Genomic DNA, 22285 nt, shown 5'->3' on the forward strand with positions numbered 1-22285 from the left:
GTGAATCATGTATTTTATCTGGCTTTGAAGGATTTTCCAAAAGAATAGGAGAATAGGTAAGGAAAACCATTAAAAGGCGGAGGGGTTTTGATGCCAGAAGCACTAAATGCGGTGGTTGATTATCGGAATGATTTAAATGAAGGCGATATTGATAAAATAAATGCTTGGATATCGGATAATTTTATCGGTTATTTTGGTTACTACACGGATAAGGAATTTGAAATTTACCGGGCGGATTCTTATAAATTAGATAACATTGAAACAATTAAGGGCTATGAAGGGAAAAGTCCATATTGGAAATACACAGATTTAACGCATAATTTAAGGACAGATCATGAAATCATCTTATCGTCAATCGTGGAGTTTTATTTTCAAGATAAGAAAGTTGCAACTGCTTTAGCAATGGAGGTATTTAAAAAAGAATACGGCGTATGGAAGCTATATAGGCAGCATATGGATTATTATTATGTACCGGGGTTGAGCGTGGCGTTAATTGAAAAAGGTCAAATCAGTCCAATCGGGCATTATGGTGTCCTACAGACAGGTACCACAAAAAGGGTTACTGAAAATACCATATTTAGTGCTTGCTCAATTAGTAAGTTTTTAACTAGTTTAGTAGCTATAAAGTTAACACAACTAGGCCTCCTTGATATGGATGAGGACGTAAACATAAAGTTAAAATCTTGGAAGGTACCTGAAAATGAATGTACCAAAATGAAAAAGGTTACTTTACGAAACTTGCTTAGCCATCAATCTGGAATTCTAGATCCTAAGCATAGTTTTACTGAGTTTGAATCGAGCCTAGGCCCACCTTCTATGGTTTACCTATTAGAGGGGAAAACACCTTATTGCAAAGAACCTGTAAAAGTAAAATATGAGCCTGAAAGTGCATTCCATTATTCGGATGCTGGCTTTTGTATCATCCAGATGTTAATAGAAGACGGTACAGAGAAGCCATTTATGCAAGTTGTAAAGGAACTGGTCTTTGAACCATTAAAACTGGAAAATAGCTCATTTGTTACGAAGCCGTCGGATATTGAAAATAAAAACTTTAGCTGTGGACATAACAAATATGGTGAAGTAGTAACTGGCTATCCAATCTATCCTTACCCAGCGGCTTCAGGACTTTGGACAACTACTACAGATCTTGCTCGATTGGTCCTGGAATTAATGAATGCTTTAAAAGGCGAAAGTGAAATTGGTATTTCCGCAAGTAATGCAAAGGGAATGATAAGTCCTCAAAGAGGCAAGTCTTGGTCCGGCTTAGGTGTATTTTTAAACGGTGAAGGAACAGAATTTGAAATATCCTCACTTGGTTGGGGAGTAGGGTTTCAATGTATGATGGTGGCCTTTCCACATAGAGATACCGGTGCGGTCATCATGACAAATGCTGAATTGGGTGTTCATCAAATGGAAGGGATTATCGGTGATATCTATACATCTCTTGAAATATTACAAAATAAAGAGGAGGTCCCTGAAAAATGAAAGTGCTATCCGTAAAAGAAAATCCTGAATATATGAAAAGAGCGATCACCTATATTCAAAGTAAATGGGCAAATAAACAAAGCAATAAAGTATATGAAAATTGTATCGAACATTGTATTACGAGTCCAAATCCCTTACCACAATGGTATCTCTTGTTGGATGCAGATCAAATAATTGGCTGCGCAGGCCTGATTACAAATGATTTCATTAGCCGAATGGACCTGTATCCTTGGATGTGTGCGGTATACATTGAAGAGGAATATAGAGGTAATCATTATGGGTCACTCCTTCTAGATAAAGCGAAACAGGATGCAAAAGCAGGGGGTTTTTCAAACTTATACCTTTGTACAGATCATATTGGCTTATATGAAAAATATGGGTTCGAGCATATTGGTACAGGCTATCATCCATGGGGAGCGAGTTCTCGTATTTATTCGGTAGCTTTATGATAAAGGTCTGATAGTTAGTCTCAGGCGGGAGTGTTTTTATTACCCCAATAGAAGAAATGTGCCTAGTATGTTCTTTTTTACTAACATGTAAAATAAAATGATCCTCGTAAGAATATCATGATTTGAGAAGGGGGGTTAGAAAATGACAAATAGATTCTCGCCAATGAATTTTGAATTAACAACCGAAAGGCTTTACTTAAGGATGTGGGAGGAATCAGATGCATCGTGGTACCGGGAACTTGTTGGGGAACGGGGAGTTGCTAAGCCAACTCTTGAAGCAGCTCACAAAAAAGTGATTAGTTTTCGTGAAAGAGCAATGGAAAATGGAATAAGTCTTCTCACAATCCGACGCAAAGATGAAGGAGACTTTATTGGATATTGCGGGTTAATCATCGGTCGTTCTACATTAGAGGAGCCGGAAATTGCTTATGAACTGTTTCAAAGAGTCCACGGAAATGGCTATGCGACGGAAGCCGCATCGGCAATTGTAGAAGCTGCGGTCGCCACTGGACGTCAGCGTCTTTGGTCAACTGTGCGTTCTTGGAACAATGCTTCTCTTCGAGTTCTTAAAAAGATTGGTTTTATTCGCCACCATAGTACATGGGATGAGAAAGGAGAAGTGGTTTGGAACATGTGTGATCTTTAGATACAATAGTTCGCTTAGTAAAAGACGTTTTGGATCCTTAGAAGAAAAGGGAGATAAAAATGGACAAAAAGGGACTCTTACTATTCTTTTCAGTAGTTATTTTAAGTATTAGTATAATAATAGCATCTAAAACAATTTCAGATGCTATTAATAATGTAGGTCTATCAGTTCCAAATCCAAGTACTTCTTCAAATGAAAATTATGAGTTAATTGTTACCGATGGTTGGATGTATTTAGTTGAAACAAACAGCGGTCAAGTATGGAAAAAAGCCAATAATGATGATCCAGAATATAAATGGGAAGCAGTTAAACATTTTACAGATTGAATAATTCCTTACCAAATGAGGTATCTCCACAACCTAAATCGAGAATGCTTTTATGTTAAAAATTACCAACGAGATCATAGATGACCAGACCTTCGATTGCATTATTAGGACTATCCTTCCTGTCCCTTCGTTTCATATAATTTGTAAAAAAATCCTCCTGGTCATATGTGCTCGATCCTCTCTATTCCATCGAAACTATTCCCCCTTTGAAACCATTTTTAATCGTTGCTATTGGCTATTTTAATATGTATTGTAAAAATATGGAGGTACTTTAAATCAAATAAAAAGGAGTAGTTTGTAATGCTGAATATCCTTGAAAAATTAAACGAAATAGAATCAGGTGAAGTGGGAATGATTATCTACTCACAGGTAAAACAGGATATTGTATTTTCACATAATGAGAGATTAGTAGTACCACTTGCTTCATCGGCAAAAGTTGCAATTGCCTTCTGTGTAACAAAAATAGTGGAAGAAGGACATTGTAAATGGAATGACATCGTAGCAAATATTAATTTTGATCCAAACGAAGATAGCAATGAGCTATATCCTCACTTTCAAAGTAGAGAGAACCTAGCCCTTCAAGATGCTATTGAAGTAATGATAGCTTGCCACGATCATACACTTGCAAATACTATCGTTGAATATTTGGGTGGATGGGAAAAGGTTAATACAAAAATAAAATCATATTTTAATAGAATCAATATCACTCAAGATCCCAGAAGTTCAGATAACCACGGAGAATTGAACCAGCTAATGAAGCTCTTATGTGGAGTATATCAAGGGTATCAAAATAATCCGGAGTTATGGCTTCCGGTTATTAACGGTCTGGTTAGGCAACGGGGGGAAATAGATGGTATTCCGCACCATTTGTTAAATCACATGACTGGAGGATTAGAAGACCTAATCGTCGACATTGGGATTATAGGTGAATTCACTCAATATCCATTATTGTATGTTTTAGGTGCAAAGAACCTCCCCAATCGCTACCAAGAAAAATTGGCTGATGAAAAAATAATTGAAACTATGAAATTAATTTATAATAAATATTTTAATCAAGGGGACATGCAATAAAATATAGCTGATTGAAAGGAGAATGCCCATTGAGTGAATGGAAGGACCTTATTCAAGACTCGCAGAAGAGATGGGAAATGAATGCGGAACATTGGGATGATTACATGGGGGAGGAGAGCAATCGATTTCATCGTGAACTAATCCGCCCCTATACAGAAAAACTATTAAATGTAAAAGATGGCCAGACCATTTTAGATATTGCGTGTGGCAATGGTAATTTTTCGAAGAGATTGTCTGAATTAGGAGCAAAAGTTGTGGCATTTGATTACTCTGCCAAAATGATTGAACGAGCAAAAATAAGAACGAAGGCTTACAGTGAGCAAATCGAGTATAGAGTTGTGGATGCTACAAGTTACGAGCAAATGTCCGAACTAGGAAATGAAAAATTTGATAGCGCCGTCGCCAATATGGCTTTAATGGATATTGCGGATATCGCCCCATTAGTAAAATCCCTGCATAAAATGATAAAACCAAATGGTGTATTCGTATTTTCAATCACTCATCCTTGCTTCCAACCACCCGGTGTCCGAAAAATTACGGAAACCGAAGACAGGAATGGAAATGTGGTCACGACGAATAGCGTCCAGATATCCAACTATCTCACACCAGAACCCTACAAAGCGATTGGCATAAAAGGCCAATCTATCCCGCATCTTATGTTTCATCGTCCTTTATCGTATTATCTGAATCTATTTTTCGAATCAAATTTTTTATTAGACGGTATAGAAGAACCAAGCTTCCAAAATGAATCCAATAAATTTGAATGGACTGAGATTCCGCCTGTACTTATTTTACGGTTTCGAAAACAAGATGAAATGGAATAAAAGATGCTTGTTTTTTTCACAGTACTTGGGTATACGAGGAAATACAATTATAATAAATATAGATGGATAGGAGGGTATCACGATGTACATAACTGACGAAGCTAAGCAATTGTTGGAAAAGTCGGGTGCGGTGGGAATTCGTCTTTACACCATCCCAAGCGAAAATAGTGGGCCGCAAATTGCTCTTGCAATAGATGAGCCACATGAATTTGACCGTGTTCAAACAATTAAAGGAATAAAAATAGCTTTCGATCCAAGTGTAACAGGAACCGAAATCTTAACGTTAGACAAAGAAGAAAATGAAAATGGTGTTGGATTGGTCTTAAAAGGCCCAGGAAGTTATTCGTAAAAGGAGGAACATAAAATGCCCCTTAAAAAGATTACACCTGAAGAACTATATCAAAAAATGAACGAGAAAGAAAAAGTCGTCCTTTTAGATGTAAGAGCAGAGGATAAATACAATGATTTTCATATAGAAGGTCCCAATATCGAGAGTCAAAATATACATAAAACCGAGTTTTTTAAACTTGAGGAAGATAAGAATGAGATGATTGATTCTCTGCCAAAAGAAAAAGAAATAGTCGTAACATGTACAACAGGAAACTCTGCAACCAAATGTGCAAACATCCTTTCAGAGCACGAATACAAAGTTGCCGTTTTAGAAGGTGGCATCACTGCGTGGAAGGAATATTTAAAAACGAGATAAGACAACCGAAAGTTGATATGCAAACCGTGTAAATGGAATACCAGCAGGCAGCAAAACGGCAATTGATATACTGCTAACGCCATAATCGGTATACTAGCTAGTCGCAAAACGACAAATGATATATCGCAAACAGCGTAAACGGTATACTGCCTAATCGTAAAACGATAAGTGATATCCCGCAGACACCATAATCAGTATACAACCTATTCGTAAAACGATAAATGATATACCGCAAACAGTGTAATCGGTATATTGCCTAGTCGCAAAACGATAAATGATATACCGGAAACAGCATAAACGGCATATCACCAATCTGTAAAACGTTAAACGGTATACCATAAACGCACTAATCGGTGATGGCGATTGCTAAGATGAAGGCAATCGCCTTTTTCATAAATGTAACTTTCTCTGAAAATGTATAGTCTAATTGTAGGGGTGTTTCATTTGAAAAGAAAAGGCTTTTTATTATTAGCGTTATTGTTTTGTCTACTAGCTGGGTGTAATCAAGCAGATTCGGTTACAGTTACGACAAGTAAAAACCCTGATGCCGAAGAGACTTTGAGGCTGGACAATAAAGCTGATATTTTTCAATGGGATAGCAGCATATACAAAACAAATATTGAGTGGGTAGATGAACTTGATCTGACCGAAAATGAACAAATTGGTGAGATTCAATTTAAAGCAACAAACGCAGAGGATTTTACGGACGGTGCAGCGAATTATTTACCACTAGGTGCAAAAATTTATACAACTAAAGAACGGAACGATATATTAATCGTGAAATATGAGAATGTGGTGAAACGTTATTTAGTTCTTGCTGAAGGCTAAACAAGGCGAAATCCCTCATGATTAAATTATAGAAACATATATTTACTTACGATAGGTTCTCCTGATTTTAAGTCATGTATCAGAGGGGAGAGGGCACAATGAGTTATGAGATGCGGATTGCGACGATGCTAGCCGAACAGATTGATGGTTTTATCCAATTCGTTCAGGAAAACTATGATAATAAACATAAAAGCTACGTGGAAAATCCCGATAAATGGTATCAGGTCAAGCTATTAACCGAAGAATATAAACTCCTATTGAATGCAGCGGAACTACGGAGAATCAACCGCTTTTCATGGAATGAAAAGTACACACATCTATTAGTCGAAGATGTGAAAAAAGGATTGGATGTTATTGAGGAATATGCGGAACGGAACTACAACGATTTATTTATGTTAACTGGCAGGCTGCATACGTTACGTAGCCTCTGTTCTTCCTTTGAAAATTAATATTACGAGGTTGACTATGTTAGGAATTAAAAATTATGAACCAAACTTCTTTTCGGATACAACGGAATTAATAAAACAGCATGCACAACATTTGCGAATATTAATAGGCACAAAACTCGAGGGAATCTGGACTGTTCATGAAGCAACGGATGGAGAGATTTGGGCGGATTGTCCTGTTATTTTAGGAATTGGAGGAAAACAGGTAGAGCTTTGTTCATTCAAGGATGGTTTTTCAATAACGTGGAATAAAATAGATATAAAGAAAAAACTAAATTGGTACGGTAGTGAAGAATTACATCTAGTGTGGGAAAAGAATAGAGTTGAAGACCTATCTATCAATCTTGGAAAACAAATAAAGGAAATTGAAATAATAGAAACTTCTCCAGGATCCCTTCATGGCATTGGGTTCCAAATGGGCTCAAGTTATTTTTCAGTTTTCAATGGATTTGATGAGACGCAATTTTCATATGAGAGGGATAAAGATCTACTATACACAAAGCTTTAGCAAGGGGGAAAGGGTATAAAACAGGCTATCTTATTCATAATGATTTTTGTGATGACCGGGTGTTTTAGCGATGAACAATATATAAAAATTCAAAAACGAACAGGCAATGATAATAATTATGAGGACTACAAGGAAATTACTAATAACGAGCAAGTTCAAAAGGCAAAAATGATAGTTGATCATGCGGATTGGGAAAAAGCCAAAGTTGAAATGGAAAGGCCAGCTGATTATCGATTTATATTCCAATTTAAAAATCCCAACACTGAGGCAAAGGCAGTCCTATATGAAATTTGGGTAAATAACAACAGTCTGACATTAGTTAGCGGCAGCTATAAATACGTTCATCTCAATGAGGAAGACTCGAAGGTGTTACTTGAAATAGTAGTTGGAGAAAATTAATCGAGAGGATTCTGTCATGACCTATCATATACGAGTAAGAGCGGGTGCAGTTATAATCGAGAACAATTCCATTCTCTTAGTTGAATTTAGGGACGAAAAAGGTCTCCATTATAATTTGCCATCGGGTGGGGTAGAGCCAAACGAAACAGTAGTTGAAGCGGTTCAAAGAGAAGCGATGGAAGAAGCAGCAATTGATGTAGAGGTCGGTCCATTAGCGTTTGTATACGAATATGCCCCTCATTAAAACTCCAATAAATATGGTGAAATACATTCATTATCCCTATTATTTGAGTGTAAAATAAAGGACGACTCCACACCAAATTTTCCTAGCAATCCGGATCCAAATCAAACGGGTGTTAAATGGATTCCATTATCTGAATTACATCAAATCGTTTTATACCCAAATATAAAAGAGCAACTTCTTAACTACGTCACTGATAAAAGAAATGTGGAAATAATCGAAGAACATTTAATATCAGAAGATGATTGGCATTAGACGCTTGCTATTAAAGTACCAAAATATAAAACTAATACCCTAAATATGTTTATAAGTTTTCACTATATCCCCCTTTAATAAATAGTCCTTACACAAATTGTAACTTGATAATGGACTAGGCCATGATACAATTTAAAGAGGAAATGGGGAGTGTTGGGATGGAAGAATTATTAAAGCAGATATTAACAGGGCAAGATGCGATAAGACATGAAATAAGACATATGAAAAATGAAATATCAGCAGTTAGAACTGTATTAAAAAGTGAAGTAACTTCAGTAAAAACTGAATTAAAAGTTGATCTAGCAACAGTAAAAACTGAAATATTAGAAGTGAAGGAGGCTGTTCATCGTATTGAGCTAAGTAGCCTCAAGATATAGTTGCGATGCTAGAGCGGATGAACAAAAATCTCGAAAATAAAACAGAAGTTTTAAATAAACGGGTTTTTAATGTAGAAACAGAACTGGAACGGTTAAAGCAACAATAAAATTCCTTCAAAAGAACTCCCAACATTATCATGAATATAAAGGAAAAATTCATCACTATTGCCTTAAATTTAGGGTTATGGTGATTTTTATTTTTAAGGAATAAAATCATTAAAGGATTAGTGTAATGTTTGTGGAAATAATTACTAGAGTTTATTTACACGGAGGAATTTTGATGTACTCATATACGATTTGTTTTATCAAACAAGGAAATAAAATATTGCTGCTCAATCGGGAGTCCCCTGAGTGGATGGGAATCTGGAATGGTGTGGGAGGTAAGGTTGAGGAAGGTGAAACTCCATTTGAATGTATCATTCGAGAAATAAGAGAAGAAACGGGTATTGAAATGGCACCTCAAAACGTAGTACATAAAGGAAATATTACCTGGACGAACCCAACGCATTCTTATTTTGACGGAATGTACGCTTATATAGCAGAGCTGCCAGAGGCTTACGAATACAAGACACCACTTAAAACGGATGAAGGTATTTTAGATTGGAAAGACTTATCCTGGATTTTACATCCCAAAAACGTAGGGTTGGCGAACGTAAAATACTTTTTACACGAAATTCTAAATGACGAAACAAATTATGAACATCGATTTGTGTACGATGGGGACGATGTTGTGGATTTCTCAAGAATACCCTTAGTCGAACCTGTTTTAAAATAAGTGATAATAGAGCGCTAATCTAATGATTAACGCTTTTTTGTTGTTTAAAGAAATAAGCTGGAGGAAGTATACCATTTATTCTATTCAGTACATATCAATATTTCTCAGAAGAAAAAGGAAAAATCCTGTCGATATCGAATATACATATCATGGCAGGTGGTTGAATTTGGAAAAAGAAATCCCGAAGCGAATACACATTATTGGTTCGGTTGGAAGCGGTAAGACAACATTCGTAAAAGTATTATCTTCAAAGTTGAATATCTCATTTTATGAACTCGACAATGTTGTCTGGATAAGAGATGAGGCTGGAGACATAAAGAGAACCGAAAAAGAGAGAGAAGAGTATCTCAATACGATTCTTCAATCTAAGAGTTGGATCATTGAAGGTGTCCATAACGAAGAGTGGGTATCTAGCAGTTTTAATCATGCTGATTTAATAATCTTTCTAGATCCCAGCTATCCAACCCGGACATATCGAATCATCAAAAGGTTTTTGAAACAAAAACTTCGGCTGGAACATTCAAATTACAAACCAACCTGGAAAATATTCTTTAAAATGTTCAAATGGAACCGCCATTTTGAAGAGGTGGGCAAACCTAATTTTCTGAGTAAGTATGAAGTTTATAAAGATAAGATTTTAATTATGAAAGACGGGAATGCATTAAAACATACATTAAATACTGATTATTTTAAGGATTACAAGGGAGAGATTTGAAAAGAGAAGGGAGTAGCCTATTTGCGAACAAATTTGTATCTTGTACGTCATGCCCATTCGATCTACACCCCCGAAGAATACACAAGACCTCTATCTGAAAGAGGCAAGGCTGATGCACAAAGAGTAACTAGCATTCTAACAAAAGAAGAGATAGATATAGTTATCTCAAGTCCTTATAAAAGAGCGATTCAAACAGTGGAAGGTGTTGCGGATTCCATTCATCAAAACGTAATCCTCATAGACGATTTTAAAGAAAGAAAGTTATCGGAAGGCCCTGTAGAAGATTTTAATTTAGCCATTCGAAAAGTTTGGGAGGACGAAACCTTTTCGTGGGAAGGTGGGGAATCCAATCTTATCGCTCAGAAACGGGGCGTCGAGGCAGCTAGTAAGGTACTAGAAAGCCACCAAGGAAACAATATCGTTATCGGAACTCATGGTAATTTGATGGTGCTGATTATGAATTACTTTGATAAGATATATGATTTTTCGTTTTGGAGTGAACTTCATATGCCCGACATTTATAAGCTCTCTTTTGAAAATAACAAAGTAATGGAAATGAAGCGAGTCTGGCAGGGGTAAGGCGGTAAGAAAACTACAATCAAGAACAAATAGGATGGTGCCAATACCTTGAAATACTTATTTTTGTGGGCCATTTTTATAGTGCTCTTAGTAGGGTGTTCTTCTGAATTGGGAAAAGTCATCGCTAGTGAACAGACGGCTCCGGCCAATATGCATTCAGTGGTACAAAAAGTCACGAATGCCAAACAATTAACAGAGGCTTGGGATTACTTTTCTATGAAGAAGAAACCACCTAAAGGGGATTTCAACACGTATGAATATTACATTGTAAGTATGCATGAATCAAGCGGTTGTCCATTTAAATTAAAAAATATAACCGTGGATGATGATAAACAAGAGCTTAATTTTTATTTTAAACATAAAGGTGGTTCGTGTACGGCTGATGCATTGCCTAGAACCTTTGTAATTAAAGTAGATAAAGATGCTACGATTGGTTTGGAAAATGTGTCTATTATCATTCTGGAAAGTTGAGAGATAAGATTTACAAAAAAGTATTGCCTGAAAACATTTCTGCAAATTGGAAGGTGAGGACTAATCTATGGTATTTATGCTTTTGTTTGTCATACCAATATTAGGAGTTCTATGGTTTATTAATTTTACTACATTTTTAAAGAATTTAAAGCATGGAAAAAGCACTCATAACCAAGATGTTTTAGGACCGGTCTTAACATTTATTTTTATCTTTGCATTAATGTACAGCTATCTTGCAAGTCTCTAAAAAGTTTAACAAAATCAGGTTTTAAAAGGGGATATAAGCGTTTATAAGAATGAGGTGATTACAATAAAGAAAAAAGTTGGTTGGGTAATAGCTTTTATGACACTTTTGATAGGAGTTGGGGTGGGTTATTATTTCATAACATTATCGCTTTATGAGCCATCAGAAGAATTATACGGATTTCCAATTCCTAAAAATGCTGAATTAGTTCAAAAAAGTAACCAATCAGAAAGCTATGATTGGTTAAAGGCCTCTGAAGAAAATGGAATCCCATTCGGTTATGAATTCGTTCTAGCGAAAAACGACTGGGTCAAGGGAGAAAGAGACGGTGCTTCTGTAACATACACAAAGGGAAAACACACGATAGATTTGATTTCTACTAGCAAGAAATTAGATATTATTAAAGTAAAGTAAGTTTCTGAGAAAAGTCTTTTTTAAGTCATTTTTTAGTTGTAAATGGTATGGAATAGCTTTCATTCACGTAAGACTTTTGGTATAATATTTCTGAATATTAACAATTTTTTATATATAAAAAGGGGGTCTGTGGGATGAAAAAATTTTGTCTTTGGTCTGTACTCGTTTTGTTGATGCTTGTAGTCAGTGCGTGTGGCGGAGGTTCAGAAACTGGAGGAGACGGAATCAGTGAGGATGGAACCTTAACAATAGGTGAAACCGGCCTTTTCAAAACCAATTCAGGTGAGTTTGAGGTAACGATTAACAGTATTAAGCTTGAGTCAGGAGAAGATGGTGAAAAGGCACTAAGAGGTACATACGTTGTTGCAAATGCAACCGTAACAAGCAGATCATCAACAACGGTAAATATAGAAAAAGTATTACCATTTAAAATTTTTGTTGATGATGTCGTGAACTGGAACAATGTTGCAGCCGGAAAAGAATTCAGTTTTGGTACTCAGATTTCAGGAGAGATTAAGGATGGGGATTCCGTAACGGGTGAAATTATATTTGATGCGAGAGAATCTGAAACATATAAAATTTTGCTCGGTGCAAAAACAGATCCTAACAAACTTGAATGGAGTCTAACCCCCGATGATTTTCAATAAAAACGGATATATCTAGTTAAAAGGAAGCATTGATCTTAAGATGATCAATGCTTCTTTTTATTTACAGAGGCGTTCATTCAAATGAAAGAGAACCTGGCTATGTCTTTTTTTATGCTGTTTTAATAAATTACCTTTTCAGTGGGAAATGTAAGAGAGAGAAAAAAATAGATAGGGTGATTCAAATGAAATGTTGGAGAACGATAAACATCATTATGATGGCAATAGTACTTTTAATATTAGGTGCATGTGGTGGAGGAAACGATAATGGTACTGGTGGAGGATTAGAGGGTAGTGTCGTAATTGATGGGTCAGGAACTGTTTTTCCGTTAATGTCAAGGCTTGCTGAAGACTACATGATTAATGAACAGGAGAACGTGTCGGTTGAGGTAAGTCGAGCTGGGACAAGTGCTGGCTTCAAAAAGTTCCTGGTTGAAGGTGGCGGAACAGATTTCAATGATGCTTCACGAAAAATAAAAGAAGAGGAGCTAACCAAAGCCGAGGAACTAGGTATAAAAGTGAAGGAATTAAAGGTTGCTCTAGATGGAATAACGATTGTCGTTAATAAGGAAAATGATTGGGCAACAGAGCTTACACAACAGGAAGTCGTGGACATATTCCTTGCGAGTGCAGGTAAAAAGAATTGGTCAGATGTTCGAGAAGGATTCCCTAACGAACCGATAAAAAGATATGGTCCAAACGAAAACCATGGTACATACGAATTCTTTTGGGAAACCATCATGAAAGAGCAGGATCTTGTAGCAGGGATTAATCTGCAGCAAGATTATGCGACCTTAGTGGACTTGGTAACAAAAGATAAAAATGCCATTGCGTTTTTTGGATATGGCTACTATGCAAGCAACACGGATAAATTGAATGCGATAAAAATTGATTTTGGTAATGGTCCGGTAGAACCATCACTTGACACGATTAAAGAAGACGGTGCATATGCCCCATTTACTCGTCCTGTCTTTACCTATTTGAACGAGGGAAATGCTCAAGAGAAGCCGCAGGTTCTAGATTTTGCGATCTATGCGATGAAGAATGCAGAAACAGCTGCAGCGGAAACAGGTTTTGCACCATTACCAGCAGAGGAACTTCAGGCATCTGTTGATTATTTGGAAGGCTTAAAACAGCAGTAATTGGCTGGAACGGGTTTTCTCTTTATATGCCTGTGTGAAAGGGAGGTAAGGAAATGGGAAATCAAAAGGAATTAAGTGTAAGAGAGATGATTCAAGAAAAACAAAAAAGAGTAAGCTTTAACAATGTAACTGAAAAGTTAATGCCCAGAATCCTGTTTATTATCGCAATCATCTCAATTCTTACGACAATTGGAATCCTATATACCCTTTTAAGTGAAGCGGTGCATTTTTTTAGAGATGTACCCTTCCTTGATTTTTTTACTGGGACCGAATTAAAGCCGCTGGGGGCGAACGCGAAATTTGGGATTCTGCCATTATTAACCGGTACTGTTATTTCCTCAACGATTGCCATGCTTGTTGCGATCCCGATTGGAATCATGTCAGCTATTTATTTAAGTGAATATGCATCAGAAGGGGTTAGAAGAATATTAAAACCATTGTTGGAGGTACTAGCGGGAATACCGACCATTGTATATGGATTCTTTGCATTTACCTTTGTTACTCCTTTATTGCAATCGTTTATTCCCGGATTAGAATCGACAAATATTCTAAGTCCAGGTCTTGTAATGGGGGTCATGATTATTCCGATGGTTGCCTCTCTCTCTGAAGATGCGATGAGCTCTGTGCCAAATGCAATGAGGGAGGGAGCTTTAGCGCTAGGGGCAACAAAGCTCGAAGTAACATGGCGTGTTGTCATCCCGGCTGCGATTTCTGGAATTATCGCATCCTTTGTACTCGGAATATCCAGAGCAATCGGTGAAACAATGATTGTCACCATTGCGAGCGGTAGTTCAAAAAATTTTACCTTTGATGTTACTCAATCCATGCAAACAATGACCGCTTATATTGTTGAGGTAACAGGCGGAGAAGCAGCGGCAGGATCAACTTTATACTATAGCTTATATGCTGTTGCCATAACGTTATTTGTATTTACGTTGATTATGAATCTTATTGCCCAATATATCTCTAAAAAGTTTAGGGAGGGGTATTAATCATGAAATATGTGGATGCAGAGCAAGTACAGAAAAAGATGGGTGCTCGACTCGTTACGAATCGAATTACGAAAATCATCTTTCTTTTATCTACATTATTAGGACTAGTTGTTCTAGTATTGTTGTTTTATCAAGTGATTTCTGATGGGCTTGGCTGGATTAATCTAGATTTTATAACCAGTAAATTATCTACAGATCCAGATAGAGCAGGGATTATGGGGGCCATTTTAGGTACAGTTTGGCTGATGGTTGTTGTTGCACCAGTAACGATGTTTCTTGGGATAGGTACTGCGATTTATTTAGAGGAATACGCAACAAAAGGTAGGTTACAAACCTTTATTCAAACGAATATTGCAAATTTAGCGGGTGTTCCTTCAATCGTTTTTGGTATCCTTGGGTTGACTGTCTTTGTAAGAATGATGGGACTCGGCAATATTGTTCTTGCAGGTGGTCTTACCATGTCGCTGCTTGTGCTTCCTATTGTTGTGGTGGCAAGCCAAGAGGCACTCCGAGCGGTTCCCCAATTTTTACGGGAAGCGTCCTATGGATTAGGGGCAACAAAATGGCAAACGATAAAAAAAGTGGTACTTCCTGCTGCCATACCCGGAATTTTAACAGGTGTAATATTAGCTTCATCACGCGCAGTTGGTGAAACAGCGCCACTGACTGTAATAGGCATCCCTGCGTTGTTAATTCCATTTCCGGATACGATTTTCGACAAATTTACAGTGTTACCAATACAAATTTATTATTGGACATTAGACGCAGCTTTGGTGGCAGAATATGCAAACTTAGCAGCTGCAACAATAATAATCCTACTTTTAATACTCTTGATAATGAACTCTATTGCAGTTATCATCCGAAATAAATTTCAAAAAAGGTATTAACTTTATTCAGCAGAAATTCCACCTCTATAAGTGGTGGGGTAAATGCATAAGACTATAAAATTCAGTTGTGGTGCAAGCCTTGCTGAATAAAGTTAAAGCCTCCGGCGGATGCCTCGATTTTTTAAAGGAAATTTTTCGAGCATAGGATCAAAGACTAATAACGCCACATCCTGTGGCAACGTCTTTGTGACCCACCTCGTGTGGGCCTAAAAATCGGGCGCAAATAAGCCAAGGCTCATTTGATTATACTACTGGAGGAGAAAAACAAATGCCAGTTGAAACTGAAAAAAAACAGAAGTTTGTTCAAGGAATCAATAAAAAGTCCGAGGAAACAAATACAAATAAGAAAATTGTATATGATACAAAGAATTTGAACTTATGGTATGGAGAAGACCAGGCATTAAAGGAAATTAATCTTCAAATAGCGGAAAATGAGGTAACGGCAATTATTGGTCCCTCAGGATGTGGGAAATCGACATACCTTAAAACGTTAAACAGAATGGTTGAATTAATCCCCATTGTTCGTACGTCAGGTGAAATTTTATACAATGGGAAGAATATTTTCGATAAATCCTACCCTGTTGAAGCTTTAAGAACCAATGTGGGAATGGTATTTCAGAAACCAAATCCTTTTCCAAAATCAATCTATGATAATATCGCTTATGGACCACGAATTCATGGGATTCGCAATAAGAAAGTGTTAGATGAAATCGTGGAAAAAAGCCTGCGTGGTGCAGCTATATGGGATGAGGTTAAAGATCGTTTAAAAGAAAATGCTTATGGAATGTCGGGGGGGCAACAACAGCGTCTTTGTATTGCGAGATGTTTGGCGATTGAACCTGACGTCATTTTAATGGACGAACCAACCTCAGCACTTGATCCCATTTCTACTTTAAAAGTAGAGGATTTGATTCAAGAATTGAAAAAGAATTACAGCATCATCATTGTGACACATAATATGCAACAAGCTGCAAGAATCTCAGAAAAAACCGCATTTTTCTTAAGTGGTGAAGTTATTGAGTTTACGGATACAAGCAAGATGTTTTCGAACCCGGATAAAAAGGAAACAGAGGATTATATCACTGGTCGTTTCGGATAAATAGGGGGTAATTTCGTGACGGTACGAGCGACGTTTCAAGCAGAGTTAAATGAGTTAAAAGAAATGATCATACAATTAGGTAATCAGGCACAAGCAGCAATTAAACAAGCAATCGAATCGTTGAAAAATCAAGATGTGGACAAGGCGTTAAAAATCATCGAAAATGACATTCATCTAAATAACATGGAAGAGGAAATTAATGATAAAGCTAGTTTGTTAATTGCGCAGCAAGCTCCGGTCGCAGTTGACCTTAGAAGAGTGATTGTTGCGATTAAAATTTCCTCAGATCTTGAACGAGTCGGAGATTTAGCCGTTGATATAGCCAAATCAGTTATCCGAATTGGAACGAATCAACTAATTAAACCAATCGAAGAAATACCGCGTATTGCAGAGGTAGCAAGTAAAATGGTATCTGATTCTCTAAAAGCATATAGTGAAGAGAATATTGAACTTGCTAAAAATGTTGCAAAAGAGGATGACGAAGTAGACGAGGCATACGGAAGACTGATTAAGGAATTATTAGAGCTAATGACTCAAAAGCCAGAGTACAATCCACAAATTACTCAGTTGTTATTTATTTGCAGATATGTCGAAAGAGTTGCAGATCACTCGACCAACATTTCAGAAAGTACCCTCTATTTAATAAAAGGGAAAAGATATGATTTAAATCAATAGCGAATCAGGAGGTGGCGCAATGAAGGACAGGAAATCAGAAGCTGAATCAGCGAACATAAAGATAAACCAAATACTCAATGGAGAGGAAGATAATGATTCCTTTGACGTCGATTCTCTCATAACGAATAATAACAGAGCACTTGTCGTGGAGAATTTGGATAAAGAAAATAAATAGTAATGCGTAAAAAATGCTTGGGTAATCGAGCATTTTTTATTTTACTTTACATTTCAATATATAATATTTGTTATCATATAATAAAACTAATCTTTGTTTATTATTTCTAAATCATAAAAAACGTTAGGAAGATCGAGTTTGATAAAAAGATATATAATTCTTACATTGTTAATCAGCCTTGGATTTGCAACGATTGCCTTAGCTATGGTGGAACGAAAGGAAGAACCAGCGGTAGCTAGGGAGCCTTTGATTATTGCACATCGAGGAGCAAATGATCGTTTCAATGAACATACATTAACAGCCTATAAAATTGCTTCTGAAGATGGAATTGATTATTTAGAAATTGATTTGCGGATGACAAAAGATGGTGAACTCGTGGCCATGCATGATGATACCATCGATCGAACGACGAACGGAAAGGGCAAGGTTTCTGATTATACGTTGGAGGAACTGAAAAACTTCAAGACGGTTTCGACTTTCGATGGCGAAAGGGTATCAGAGGAAATCCCAAGTTTACGTGAAATTTTGGATGAGTTTTCTGATACCGAGAATTTTTATATTGAAACGAGACTCGTGAATAATCAGTTAGCCATGGAGGAGAAATTAATTGAACTCTTAAACGAATATCACTTACTTGATGATAAAAGAGTAGTCTTTCAATCCTTCTCAACTAAAAGTCTAGAAAAAATTACATCGTTAGCACCGGATCTTCCGCTTGCACATTTGTTTAAAAAGGGGAAATTTGATTTAAATCATGCTCTTTCATCAAGCTACCCTATTATAGGTATAGAATCTAGCGACGTTACGAAACGAATTGTAGAAAAATTGCACAACAACGGGAAAAAGGTACATGTCTATTTTACGAACAAGAAGACCCAAAAAAGAGAACAAAGCCGGGTGAGGGAACTTCAAGTGGATGGGTATTTTACAGATTATATCCTTTATACAAAGGGATTATGATGGGGCAATGTACCTGTCCCTTTGTCTAACAACGAGGAGGGGAACATGGGAATCAAGATAACAACAATTAATAAAGAAGAAACGTGGGAAGTCAGACATAAAGTCATGTGGCCTGAAAAGGACTTTGATTACATCAAAATAAAAGAGGATGATGTGGGAATTCATTTCGGTCTTTTTGAAGAGGACAAGCTGATTTCTGTTATCTCCCTTTTTATCACTCATAAAGAAGCTCAATTTCGTAAGTTTGCAACACTTCAGCATGAACAAGGTAAGGGGTACGGAAGCAGATTATTAGACCATGTCTTAAAGGAAGCGGAGAATCGCGGCCTGAAAAAGATATGGTGTAATGCTAGGCAGAATAAGGTAGATTTTTATAAAAAGTTTGGCTTAACTGAAACCAACCAAACTTTTATAAAAGGCGGTAAATCCTATGTCATCATGGAGAAGATGTTAGGGGGGAAGTAGAGTGTTAGTTCGAGAGATTATACCTGCAGATGCGGAAGAATTCGTGAGGCTCACCCAGCAAGTGGAAACAACCTCAGATTATATGTTGTGGGAAGCGGGTGAAAGAAAAGCAAGTCCTGACCAGCAACGAAAAATGATAGAAAGAATTAATTCAGAAGAGAACTCAACAATTTTAGTTGCTGAAGAAGAAGGTCGTTTGATCGGGTTTTTAATGGCGATTGGTGGCCACGCAAGACGAAACAAACATTCAGTCTACATCGTTATAGGAATCTTGTCGGATGCTAGAGGAAAAGGCGTCGGCACCCAATTATTTAATGAACTGGAAAAATGGGCGTTAACCCATCAAATCCATCGTTTGGAGTTAACTGTTGTGACTCAAAATGTGGCAGGTTTATCATTGTATAAAAAGATGGGATTTGAAATCGAAGGCACAAAAAGGCATTCCCTGTTAATCGATGGTGTATTTGTTGATGAATACTATATGTCTAGGCTTTTATGATGACGAAAGTGTGATGTTCCAAGCAGGAATCACACTTTTTTTGTGGAATTAAACATACAAATGAAATCGTCCTATAAGGGGAGAGCTAATATGTTGAGCATGGAAAGTGGTTGCTTGTCAGGGAAGTGGAAGAACCAATTTAATCTTAAACTGGAGTGATAATGTTGAAAAATATCTATATTATCAGGCATTGTAAAGCAGAGGGGCAGGCACCAGACGCACCCCTAACCGAAGAAGGTCAAAAACAAGCGATTGATTTAGTTGCGTTTTTTGAAAATAAGAAAGTTGATCAAATTATCTCAAGTCCATTCAAACGGGCTATGCAAACGATAGAGCCACTCGCAAATGAATTACATATCAAGATTGAAACAAATCCTCAACTAGCTGAACGTGTATTAAGTTCAATCAATATGCCAGATTGGTTTGAAAAATTAAGAGCTACGTATGAGGATTTTGACCTTTCATATGAAGGCGGAGAATCTAGCCAAGAAGCTGCAAACCGAATCATTGAAGTTGTCGATGATGTGATAAAAAGTGATGCTGCAAATACAATCATAGTCACACATGGTGGCTTAATGTCATTGTTATTAAACCATTATGATAAAAACTTTGGATTTGAGCAATGGGCCACACTTAGCAATCCTGATGTTTACAAGTTAACAATTGATCATCAAATGTCACTAGAACGAATTTGGGTCTTGTAAGCGTTGATCTTGAAAGGTCAGCGCTTATTTTTACGTGGAAGAAAAAAATGGTAAAAATACTGAAACCTCTGATAATCTCATGCGTAAATGTATAGAGAAGGGAGTTGGTTCCTTGAAAAAGTATATCATTCTTGTCTTTTTAGTTTTAGTTATAGAGTTAAGTGTACTTTTCGGTATATCGCTGTTTTTGGATACAAACCTCGTCAATACCATGTTCCTTGGCTCCTGCATATTCATTGTATTTGCTTTTTTAATGAGTTCTACTGGGGATGTCTTATCGAAAAGTAGCCAAGCGGCCGTTTTTGATATGTTATTAGGACGCTACAAACCACAGTACGAAAAGATGACCTTAAACATCAGTCCTTTTTTAGTAGGTTCTATTCTTTGCTTTGGAATGTATTTTGTTTTGTATTATGTAGGAATTTTGAATTAATGGAGAAATAATATGAAAAATATTCTTTGTTTAGCTATTTTATCTTTATTACTAACTTCAACCACTGCTGGAGCTCTTAGTTGGGCGTATACCTTTGTTGTTCATGATGGGAAGGTATACGAGGTAAACAAAGAAATGCCCATACAACAAACCGAGTTAGGAAAACAAATTGGTAAAGTGGAAACTAAAGCTGATGAGTATAGTGGGGACTATTATGGAAATGCATCAAATTATTATGAGATAGGAACCCGTTATTTTAAAATTGAGGGTATCTCTATTAATGAAGCTATTGCAGTTGAAACAGATGATGGCCACTATGTAAAAGCAGACTATGTCCACGATGCTGCATTTGGTTTTAAAAATGTGCTAATGAACTTTAACTTTTGGTCGGTTGTTGGAATATTTGTAATTGTATTGGTCGGGATAACTGTGTTACGCTCAAAACAAAGGTAATTTTGGATGGGTGGAATGAATTTGATTGAAAAAATAAATCAAATATTACCAAGAAAACTAATTACAGCATCCATCACAGGCTCTCTATTTGCAGTCTTATTCGGGATATTTCTTTCAAGCCTATTTGGGGATGAAATCAACTCCATAAAAGAATATTTCTGGAACTTCACACTATCTGTGCCCTTCTACCTCATGTATAGTTTTCCTGTTATCTTTGTTTACGGAACGGTAACATCAATCATAAGCGACTTCCTTTCAAGACTCATTGCAAAAAATAGGATGAAAAGGTCGGAGCCGTATTTTTCCTTGATCTTTCATTTACTATTCGGTTCCATTCTCCAATGGGTAAGTTTAAGCGCAGCAATCCTGTATTTTATAATAGATCGCATACTACAAAAAAAGTACAATCAATATAAATGGAGTCAAGCTTTCATTAGCCTTGCCATTCCATTACTAGTATGGGTTTTCTTTATGGGAATTATTTGGATCGCGGATTTTTTTAAGGATGGCGCGGACTATATTGTGTATTAAATTTAATTGGAGGAAAAAAATTAGGCCATGTATTTTAAAGTGAAAGACGAAACTGAGATATATTATGAGTATGATGGTAAAGGTGAGCCGTTAGTATTTATTCACGGCTTAGGAGCTTCTTCTGAAATGTATAATCCTCAAGTAGAATATTTCAAAAAATTTTTCAAAGTAATCCTAATTGATTTAAGAGGTAACGGAAAATCTGGAAAGTTAGATTGTAGCGTAGATAAAGTGTTGGATAAACAGATGGAAGATATTAAAGAACTTTTACAAACATTGGAGATAGAACAAGCAATATTTGTAGGAGTATCATATGGTGGAGTATTAATTCAAAAACTCGCCATTACTTATCCTGATATTGTTAAAGCAATAGTAATTTCGGACAGTTTTTGTGATACAACCATTGACTCCTTACAAAAACGTATTGCGATGTTTGGTGCTAATCAAACGTGGGTATTGCAAATGCCTAAAAAATGGCTAGCAAAATTAACAAAAGCATCCTACAAAAATTGGATATTAGCTAGTCAAGAGATGGAAAAGGTTATGCTGAATTTGAGAAAGGAAGAAACAATTCTTCAAAGAAGAGCGATAAATAATATTAAATTTAATAAAGCTTTAGAAACATTGAACAAACCTATTCTATGTATAGTTGGAAACCATACTAAATTAGGCATTCAAATGATGAAACAAATAAGTGATATTACAAATACAGAATTGCGGATCATCGAAGACTCTTTTGACCCAAGTAATCTTTGTCAGCCAAAAGTATTTAATGGAATTGTTCATAATTTTTTATTAAAGCTTTAGCTTTATTCAGGGGATTTGAATTGACTGTTATTTTGGTAATTACAACCTTTTAAAAATGAA

The 22285-nt window shown here is 36.5% G+C and carries 34 protein-coding genes and 1 pseudogene; all 35 read left to right on the top strand.

The window, feature by feature from the left end:
- The first annotated feature begins 90 nt into the window (after window positions 1-90).
- Window positions 91-1485 (top strand): serine hydrolase domain-containing protein, encoded by a 1395-nt coding sequence (locus V7138_RS10795; protein ID WP_335396922.1) that lies wholly within the window; start codon window positions 91-93, stop codon window positions 1483-1485.
- A complete protein-coding gene (locus tag V7138_RS10800) occupies window positions 1482-1934 on the top strand; it encodes a GNAT family N-acetyltransferase (protein WP_335396925.1) in 453 nt (150 codons plus the stop codon). The genes V7138_RS10795 and V7138_RS10800 overlap by 4 nt, the downstream gene beginning before the upstream one ends.
- Before the next feature lie 142 nt (window positions 1935-2076).
- Entirely contained in the window at window positions 2077-2580 is a 504-nt protein-coding gene (locus V7138_RS10805) for a GNAT family N-acetyltransferase (protein ID WP_335396928.1), read from the top strand.
- Between the two features lie 59 nt (window positions 2581-2639).
- Complete coding sequence (locus V7138_RS10810; RefSeq protein ID WP_335396930.1) at window positions 2640-2906, top strand: hypothetical protein; 267 nt, start codon at window positions 2640-2642, stop codon at window positions 2904-2906.
- Window positions 2907-3206: 300 nt separating this feature from the next.
- Window positions 3207-3977, top strand: a complete 771-nt coding sequence (locus tag V7138_RS10815) for a serine hydrolase (protein WP_335396933.1) — start codon at window positions 3207-3209, stop codon at window positions 3975-3977.
- A gap of 29 nt (window positions 3978-4006) precedes the next feature.
- A complete protein-coding gene (locus tag V7138_RS10820; protein ID WP_335396936.1) occupies window positions 4007-4801 on the top strand; it encodes a class I SAM-dependent methyltransferase in 795 nt (264 codons plus the stop codon).
- A gap of 82 nt (window positions 4802-4883) precedes the next feature.
- On the top strand, window positions 4884-5150 hold the full coding sequence (locus V7138_RS10825; protein ID WP_335396939.1) for an adhesin: 267 nt from the start codon (window positions 4884-4886) through the stop codon (window positions 5148-5150).
- Between the two features lie 15 nt (window positions 5151-5165).
- Entirely contained in the window at window positions 5166-5507 is a 342-nt protein-coding gene (locus V7138_RS10830; RefSeq protein ID WP_335396942.1) for a rhodanese-like domain-containing protein, read from the top strand.
- A 444-nt stretch (window positions 5508-5951) separates the two neighbouring features.
- Window positions 5952-6335, top strand: coding sequence for a hypothetical protein (locus V7138_RS10835; protein WP_335396945.1), 384 nt, complete (start codon window positions 5952-5954; stop codon window positions 6333-6335).
- Window positions 6336-6433: 98 nt separating this feature from the next.
- A complete protein-coding gene (locus V7138_RS10840) occupies window positions 6434-6784 on the top strand; it encodes a hypothetical protein (RefSeq protein WP_335396947.1) in 351 nt (116 codons plus the stop codon).
- Between the two features lie 16 nt (window positions 6785-6800).
- The gene (locus V7138_RS10845; RefSeq protein WP_335396950.1) at window positions 6801-7289 is read left to right on the top strand and encodes a hypothetical protein; all 489 of its coding nucleotides are present in this window, start codon (window positions 6801-6803) and stop codon (window positions 7287-7289) included.
- A gap of 39 nt (window positions 7290-7328) precedes the next feature.
- Window positions 7329-7688 (top strand): hypothetical protein, encoded by a 360-nt coding sequence (locus V7138_RS10850; RefSeq protein ID WP_335396952.1) that lies wholly within the window; start codon window positions 7329-7331, stop codon window positions 7686-7688.
- Between the two features lie 16 nt (window positions 7689-7704).
- Window positions 7705-8184 (top strand): annotated as a pseudogene (locus tag V7138_RS10855) (NUDIX domain-containing protein).
- A gap of 158 nt (window positions 8185-8342) precedes the next feature.
- Window positions 8343-8561 carry a hypothetical protein gene (locus tag V7138_RS10860; protein ID WP_335396955.1) on the top strand — a complete coding sequence of 73 codons (219 nt, stop codon included), beginning with the start codon at window positions 8343-8345 and terminating at the stop codon, window positions 8559-8561.
- Window positions 8562-8841: 280 nt separating this feature from the next.
- Window positions 8842-9336, top strand: coding sequence for an NUDIX hydrolase (locus V7138_RS10865; protein ID WP_335396958.1), 495 nt, complete (start codon window positions 8842-8844; stop codon window positions 9334-9336).
- 166 nt (window positions 9337-9502) lie between these two features.
- Entirely contained in the window at window positions 9503-10051 is a 549-nt protein-coding gene (locus tag V7138_RS10870) for an AAA family ATPase (protein WP_335396959.1), read from the top strand.
- Window positions 10052-10072: 21 nt separating this feature from the next.
- Window positions 10073-10630, top strand: a complete 558-nt coding sequence (locus tag V7138_RS10875) for a histidine phosphatase family protein (RefSeq protein WP_335396961.1) — start codon at window positions 10073-10075, stop codon at window positions 10628-10630.
- Window positions 10631-10738: 108 nt separating this feature from the next.
- A complete protein-coding gene (locus tag V7138_RS10880; RefSeq protein WP_335396964.1) occupies window positions 10739-11101 on the top strand; it encodes a hypothetical protein in 363 nt (120 codons plus the stop codon).
- Window positions 11102-11168: 67 nt separating this feature from the next.
- Window positions 11169-11348 carry a hypothetical protein gene (locus V7138_RS10885; protein ID WP_335396967.1) on the top strand — a complete coding sequence of 60 codons (180 nt, stop codon included), beginning with the start codon at window positions 11169-11171 and terminating at the stop codon, window positions 11346-11348.
- Window positions 11349-11444: 96 nt separating this feature from the next.
- Window positions 11445-11759, top strand: a complete 315-nt coding sequence (locus V7138_RS10890; RefSeq protein WP_335396970.1) for a hypothetical protein — start codon at window positions 11445-11447, stop codon at window positions 11757-11759.
- Window positions 11760-11893: 134 nt separating this feature from the next.
- Window positions 11894-12406 (top strand): DUF4352 domain-containing protein, encoded by a 513-nt coding sequence (locus V7138_RS10895; RefSeq protein ID WP_335396973.1) that lies wholly within the window; start codon window positions 11894-11896, stop codon window positions 12404-12406.
- 182 nt (window positions 12407-12588) lie between these two features.
- Window positions 12589-13545, top strand: coding sequence for a PstS family phosphate ABC transporter substrate-binding protein (locus tag V7138_RS10900; RefSeq protein WP_335396976.1), 957 nt, complete (start codon window positions 12589-12591; stop codon window positions 13543-13545).
- A gap of 53 nt (window positions 13546-13598) precedes the next feature.
- Window positions 13599-14537, top strand: a complete 939-nt coding sequence (gene pstC, locus V7138_RS10905; protein ID WP_335396979.1) for a phosphate ABC transporter permease subunit PstC — start codon at window positions 13599-13601, stop codon at window positions 14535-14537.
- A 2-nt stretch (window positions 14538-14539) separates the two neighbouring features.
- Window positions 14540-15424, top strand: a complete 885-nt coding sequence (pstA, locus tag V7138_RS10910) for a phosphate ABC transporter permease PstA (protein WP_335396981.1) — start codon at window positions 14540-14542, stop codon at window positions 15422-15424.
- A 268-nt stretch (window positions 15425-15692) separates the two neighbouring features.
- Entirely contained in the window at window positions 15693-16523 is an 831-nt protein-coding gene (pstB, locus tag V7138_RS10915) for a phosphate ABC transporter ATP-binding protein PstB (protein ID WP_335396983.1), read from the top strand.
- A 15-nt stretch (window positions 16524-16538) separates the two neighbouring features.
- Window positions 16539-17198, top strand: coding sequence for a phosphate signaling complex protein PhoU (phoU, locus tag V7138_RS10920; protein ID WP_335396986.1), 660 nt, complete (start codon window positions 16539-16541; stop codon window positions 17196-17198).
- 19 nt (window positions 17199-17217) lie between these two features.
- A complete protein-coding gene (locus tag V7138_RS10925) occupies window positions 17218-17373 on the top strand; it encodes a hypothetical protein (protein ID WP_335396989.1) in 156 nt (51 codons plus the stop codon).
- A gap of 138 nt (window positions 17374-17511) precedes the next feature.
- Complete coding sequence (locus V7138_RS10930) at window positions 17512-18333, top strand: glycerophosphodiester phosphodiesterase (protein ID WP_335396991.1); 822 nt, start codon at window positions 17512-17514, stop codon at window positions 18331-18333.
- A 45-nt stretch (window positions 18334-18378) separates the two neighbouring features.
- The gene (locus V7138_RS10935) at window positions 18379-18798 is read left to right on the top strand and encodes a GNAT family N-acetyltransferase (protein ID WP_438824342.1); all 420 of its coding nucleotides are present in this window, start codon (window positions 18379-18381) and stop codon (window positions 18796-18798) included.
- Between the two features lies 1 nt (window position 18799).
- The gene (locus V7138_RS10940; protein ID WP_335396994.1) at window positions 18800-19297 is read left to right on the top strand and encodes a GNAT family N-acetyltransferase; all 498 of its coding nucleotides are present in this window, start codon (window positions 18800-18802) and stop codon (window positions 19295-19297) included.
- Between the two features lie 161 nt (window positions 19298-19458).
- Window positions 19459-20001 (top strand): histidine phosphatase family protein, encoded by a 543-nt coding sequence (locus V7138_RS10945; protein WP_335396996.1) that lies wholly within the window; start codon window positions 19459-19461, stop codon window positions 19999-20001.
- A gap of 112 nt (window positions 20002-20113) precedes the next feature.
- Complete coding sequence (locus V7138_RS10950; protein WP_335396999.1) at window positions 20114-20434, top strand: hypothetical protein; 321 nt, start codon at window positions 20114-20116, stop codon at window positions 20432-20434.
- 12 nt (window positions 20435-20446) lie between these two features.
- Window positions 20447-20887 (top strand): hypothetical protein, encoded by a 441-nt coding sequence (locus tag V7138_RS10955; protein ID WP_335397002.1) that lies wholly within the window; start codon window positions 20447-20449, stop codon window positions 20885-20887.
- 15 nt (window positions 20888-20902) lie between these two features.
- Window positions 20903-21418 carry a hypothetical protein gene (locus tag V7138_RS10960; RefSeq protein ID WP_335397005.1) on the top strand — a complete coding sequence of 172 codons (516 nt, stop codon included), beginning with the start codon at window positions 20903-20905 and terminating at the stop codon, window positions 21416-21418.
- 27 nt (window positions 21419-21445) lie between these two features.
- Window positions 21446-22225 (top strand): alpha/beta fold hydrolase, encoded by a 780-nt coding sequence (locus V7138_RS10965; RefSeq protein ID WP_335397008.1) that lies wholly within the window; start codon window positions 21446-21448, stop codon window positions 22223-22225.
- Window positions 22226-22285 lie beyond the last annotated feature (60 nt).

This window comes from Bacillus sp. JJ1533 (genome assembly GCF_036965045.1).
Taxonomy (GTDB): Bacteria; Bacillota; Bacilli; order Bacillales; family Bacillaceae_L; genus Ferdinandcohnia.

Coding starts and splice junctions, on each gene's coding strand:
- V7138_RS10795 (WP_335396922.1), top strand. CDS start 91: ATGCCAGAAGCACTAAATGCGGTGGTTGATTATCGGAATGATTTAAAT.
- V7138_RS10800 (WP_335396925.1), top strand. CDS start 1,482: ATGAAAGTGCTATCCGTAAAAGAAAATCCTGAATATATGAAAAGAGCG.
- V7138_RS10805 (WP_335396928.1), top strand. CDS start 2,077: ATGACAAATAGATTCTCGCCAATGAATTTTGAATTAACAACCGAAAGG.
- V7138_RS10810 (WP_335396930.1), top strand. CDS start 2,640: ATGGACAAAAAGGGACTCTTACTATTCTTTTCAGTAGTTATTTTAAGT.
- V7138_RS10815 (WP_335396933.1), top strand. CDS start 3,207: ATGCTGAATATCCTTGAAAAATTAAACGAAATAGAATCAGGTGAAGTG.
- V7138_RS10825 (WP_335396939.1), top strand. CDS start 4,884: ATGTACATAACTGACGAAGCTAAGCAATTGTTGGAAAAGTCGGGTGCG.
- V7138_RS10830 (WP_335396942.1), top strand. CDS start 5,166: ATGCCCCTTAAAAAGATTACACCTGAAGAACTATATCAAAAAATGAAC.
- V7138_RS10840 (WP_335396947.1), top strand. CDS start 6,434: ATGAGTTATGAGATGCGGATTGCGACGATGCTAGCCGAACAGATTGAT.
- V7138_RS10845 (WP_335396950.1), top strand. CDS start 6,801: ATGTTAGGAATTAAAAATTATGAACCAAACTTCTTTTCGGATACAACG.
- V7138_RS10850 (WP_335396952.1), top strand. CDS start 7,329: ATGATTTTTGTGATGACCGGGTGTTTTAGCGATGAACAATATATAAAA.
- V7138_RS10860 (WP_335396955.1), top strand. CDS start 8,343: ATGGAAGAATTATTAAAGCAGATATTAACAGGGCAAGATGCGATAAGA.
- V7138_RS10865 (WP_335396958.1), top strand. CDS start 8,842: ATGTACTCATATACGATTTGTTTTATCAAACAAGGAAATAAAATATTG.
- V7138_RS10885 (WP_335396967.1), top strand. CDS start 11,169: ATGGTATTTATGCTTTTGTTTGTCATACCAATATTAGGAGTTCTATGG.
- V7138_RS10890 (WP_335396970.1), top strand. CDS start 11,445: ATGACACTTTTGATAGGAGTTGGGGTGGGTTATTATTTCATAACATTA.
- V7138_RS10895 (WP_335396973.1), top strand. CDS start 11,894: ATGAAAAAATTTTGTCTTTGGTCTGTACTCGTTTTGTTGATGCTTGTA.
- V7138_RS10900 (WP_335396976.1), top strand. CDS start 12,589: ATGAAATGTTGGAGAACGATAAACATCATTATGATGGCAATAGTACTT.
- pstC (WP_335396979.1), top strand. CDS start 13,599: ATGGGAAATCAAAAGGAATTAAGTGTAAGAGAGATGATTCAAGAAAAA.
- pstA (WP_335396981.1), top strand. CDS start 14,540: ATGAAATATGTGGATGCAGAGCAAGTACAGAAAAAGATGGGTGCTCGA.
- pstB (WP_335396983.1), top strand. CDS start 15,693: ATGCCAGTTGAAACTGAAAAAAAACAGAAGTTTGTTCAAGGAATCAAT.
- V7138_RS10925 (WP_335396989.1), top strand. CDS start 17,218: ATGAAGGACAGGAAATCAGAAGCTGAATCAGCGAACATAAAGATAAAC.
- V7138_RS10935 (WP_438824342.1), top strand. CDS start 18,379: ATGGGAATCAAGATAACAACAATTAATAAAGAAGAAACGTGGGAAGTC.
- V7138_RS10945 (WP_335396996.1), top strand. CDS start 19,459: ATGTTGAAAAATATCTATATTATCAGGCATTGTAAAGCAGAGGGGCAG.
- V7138_RS10955 (WP_335397002.1), top strand. CDS start 20,447: ATGAAAAATATTCTTTGTTTAGCTATTTTATCTTTATTACTAACTTCA.
- V7138_RS10960 (WP_335397005.1), top strand. CDS start 20,903: ATGAATTTGATTGAAAAAATAAATCAAATATTACCAAGAAAACTAATT.
- V7138_RS10965 (WP_335397008.1), top strand. CDS start 21,446: ATGTATTTTAAAGTGAAAGACGAAACTGAGATATATTATGAGTATGAT.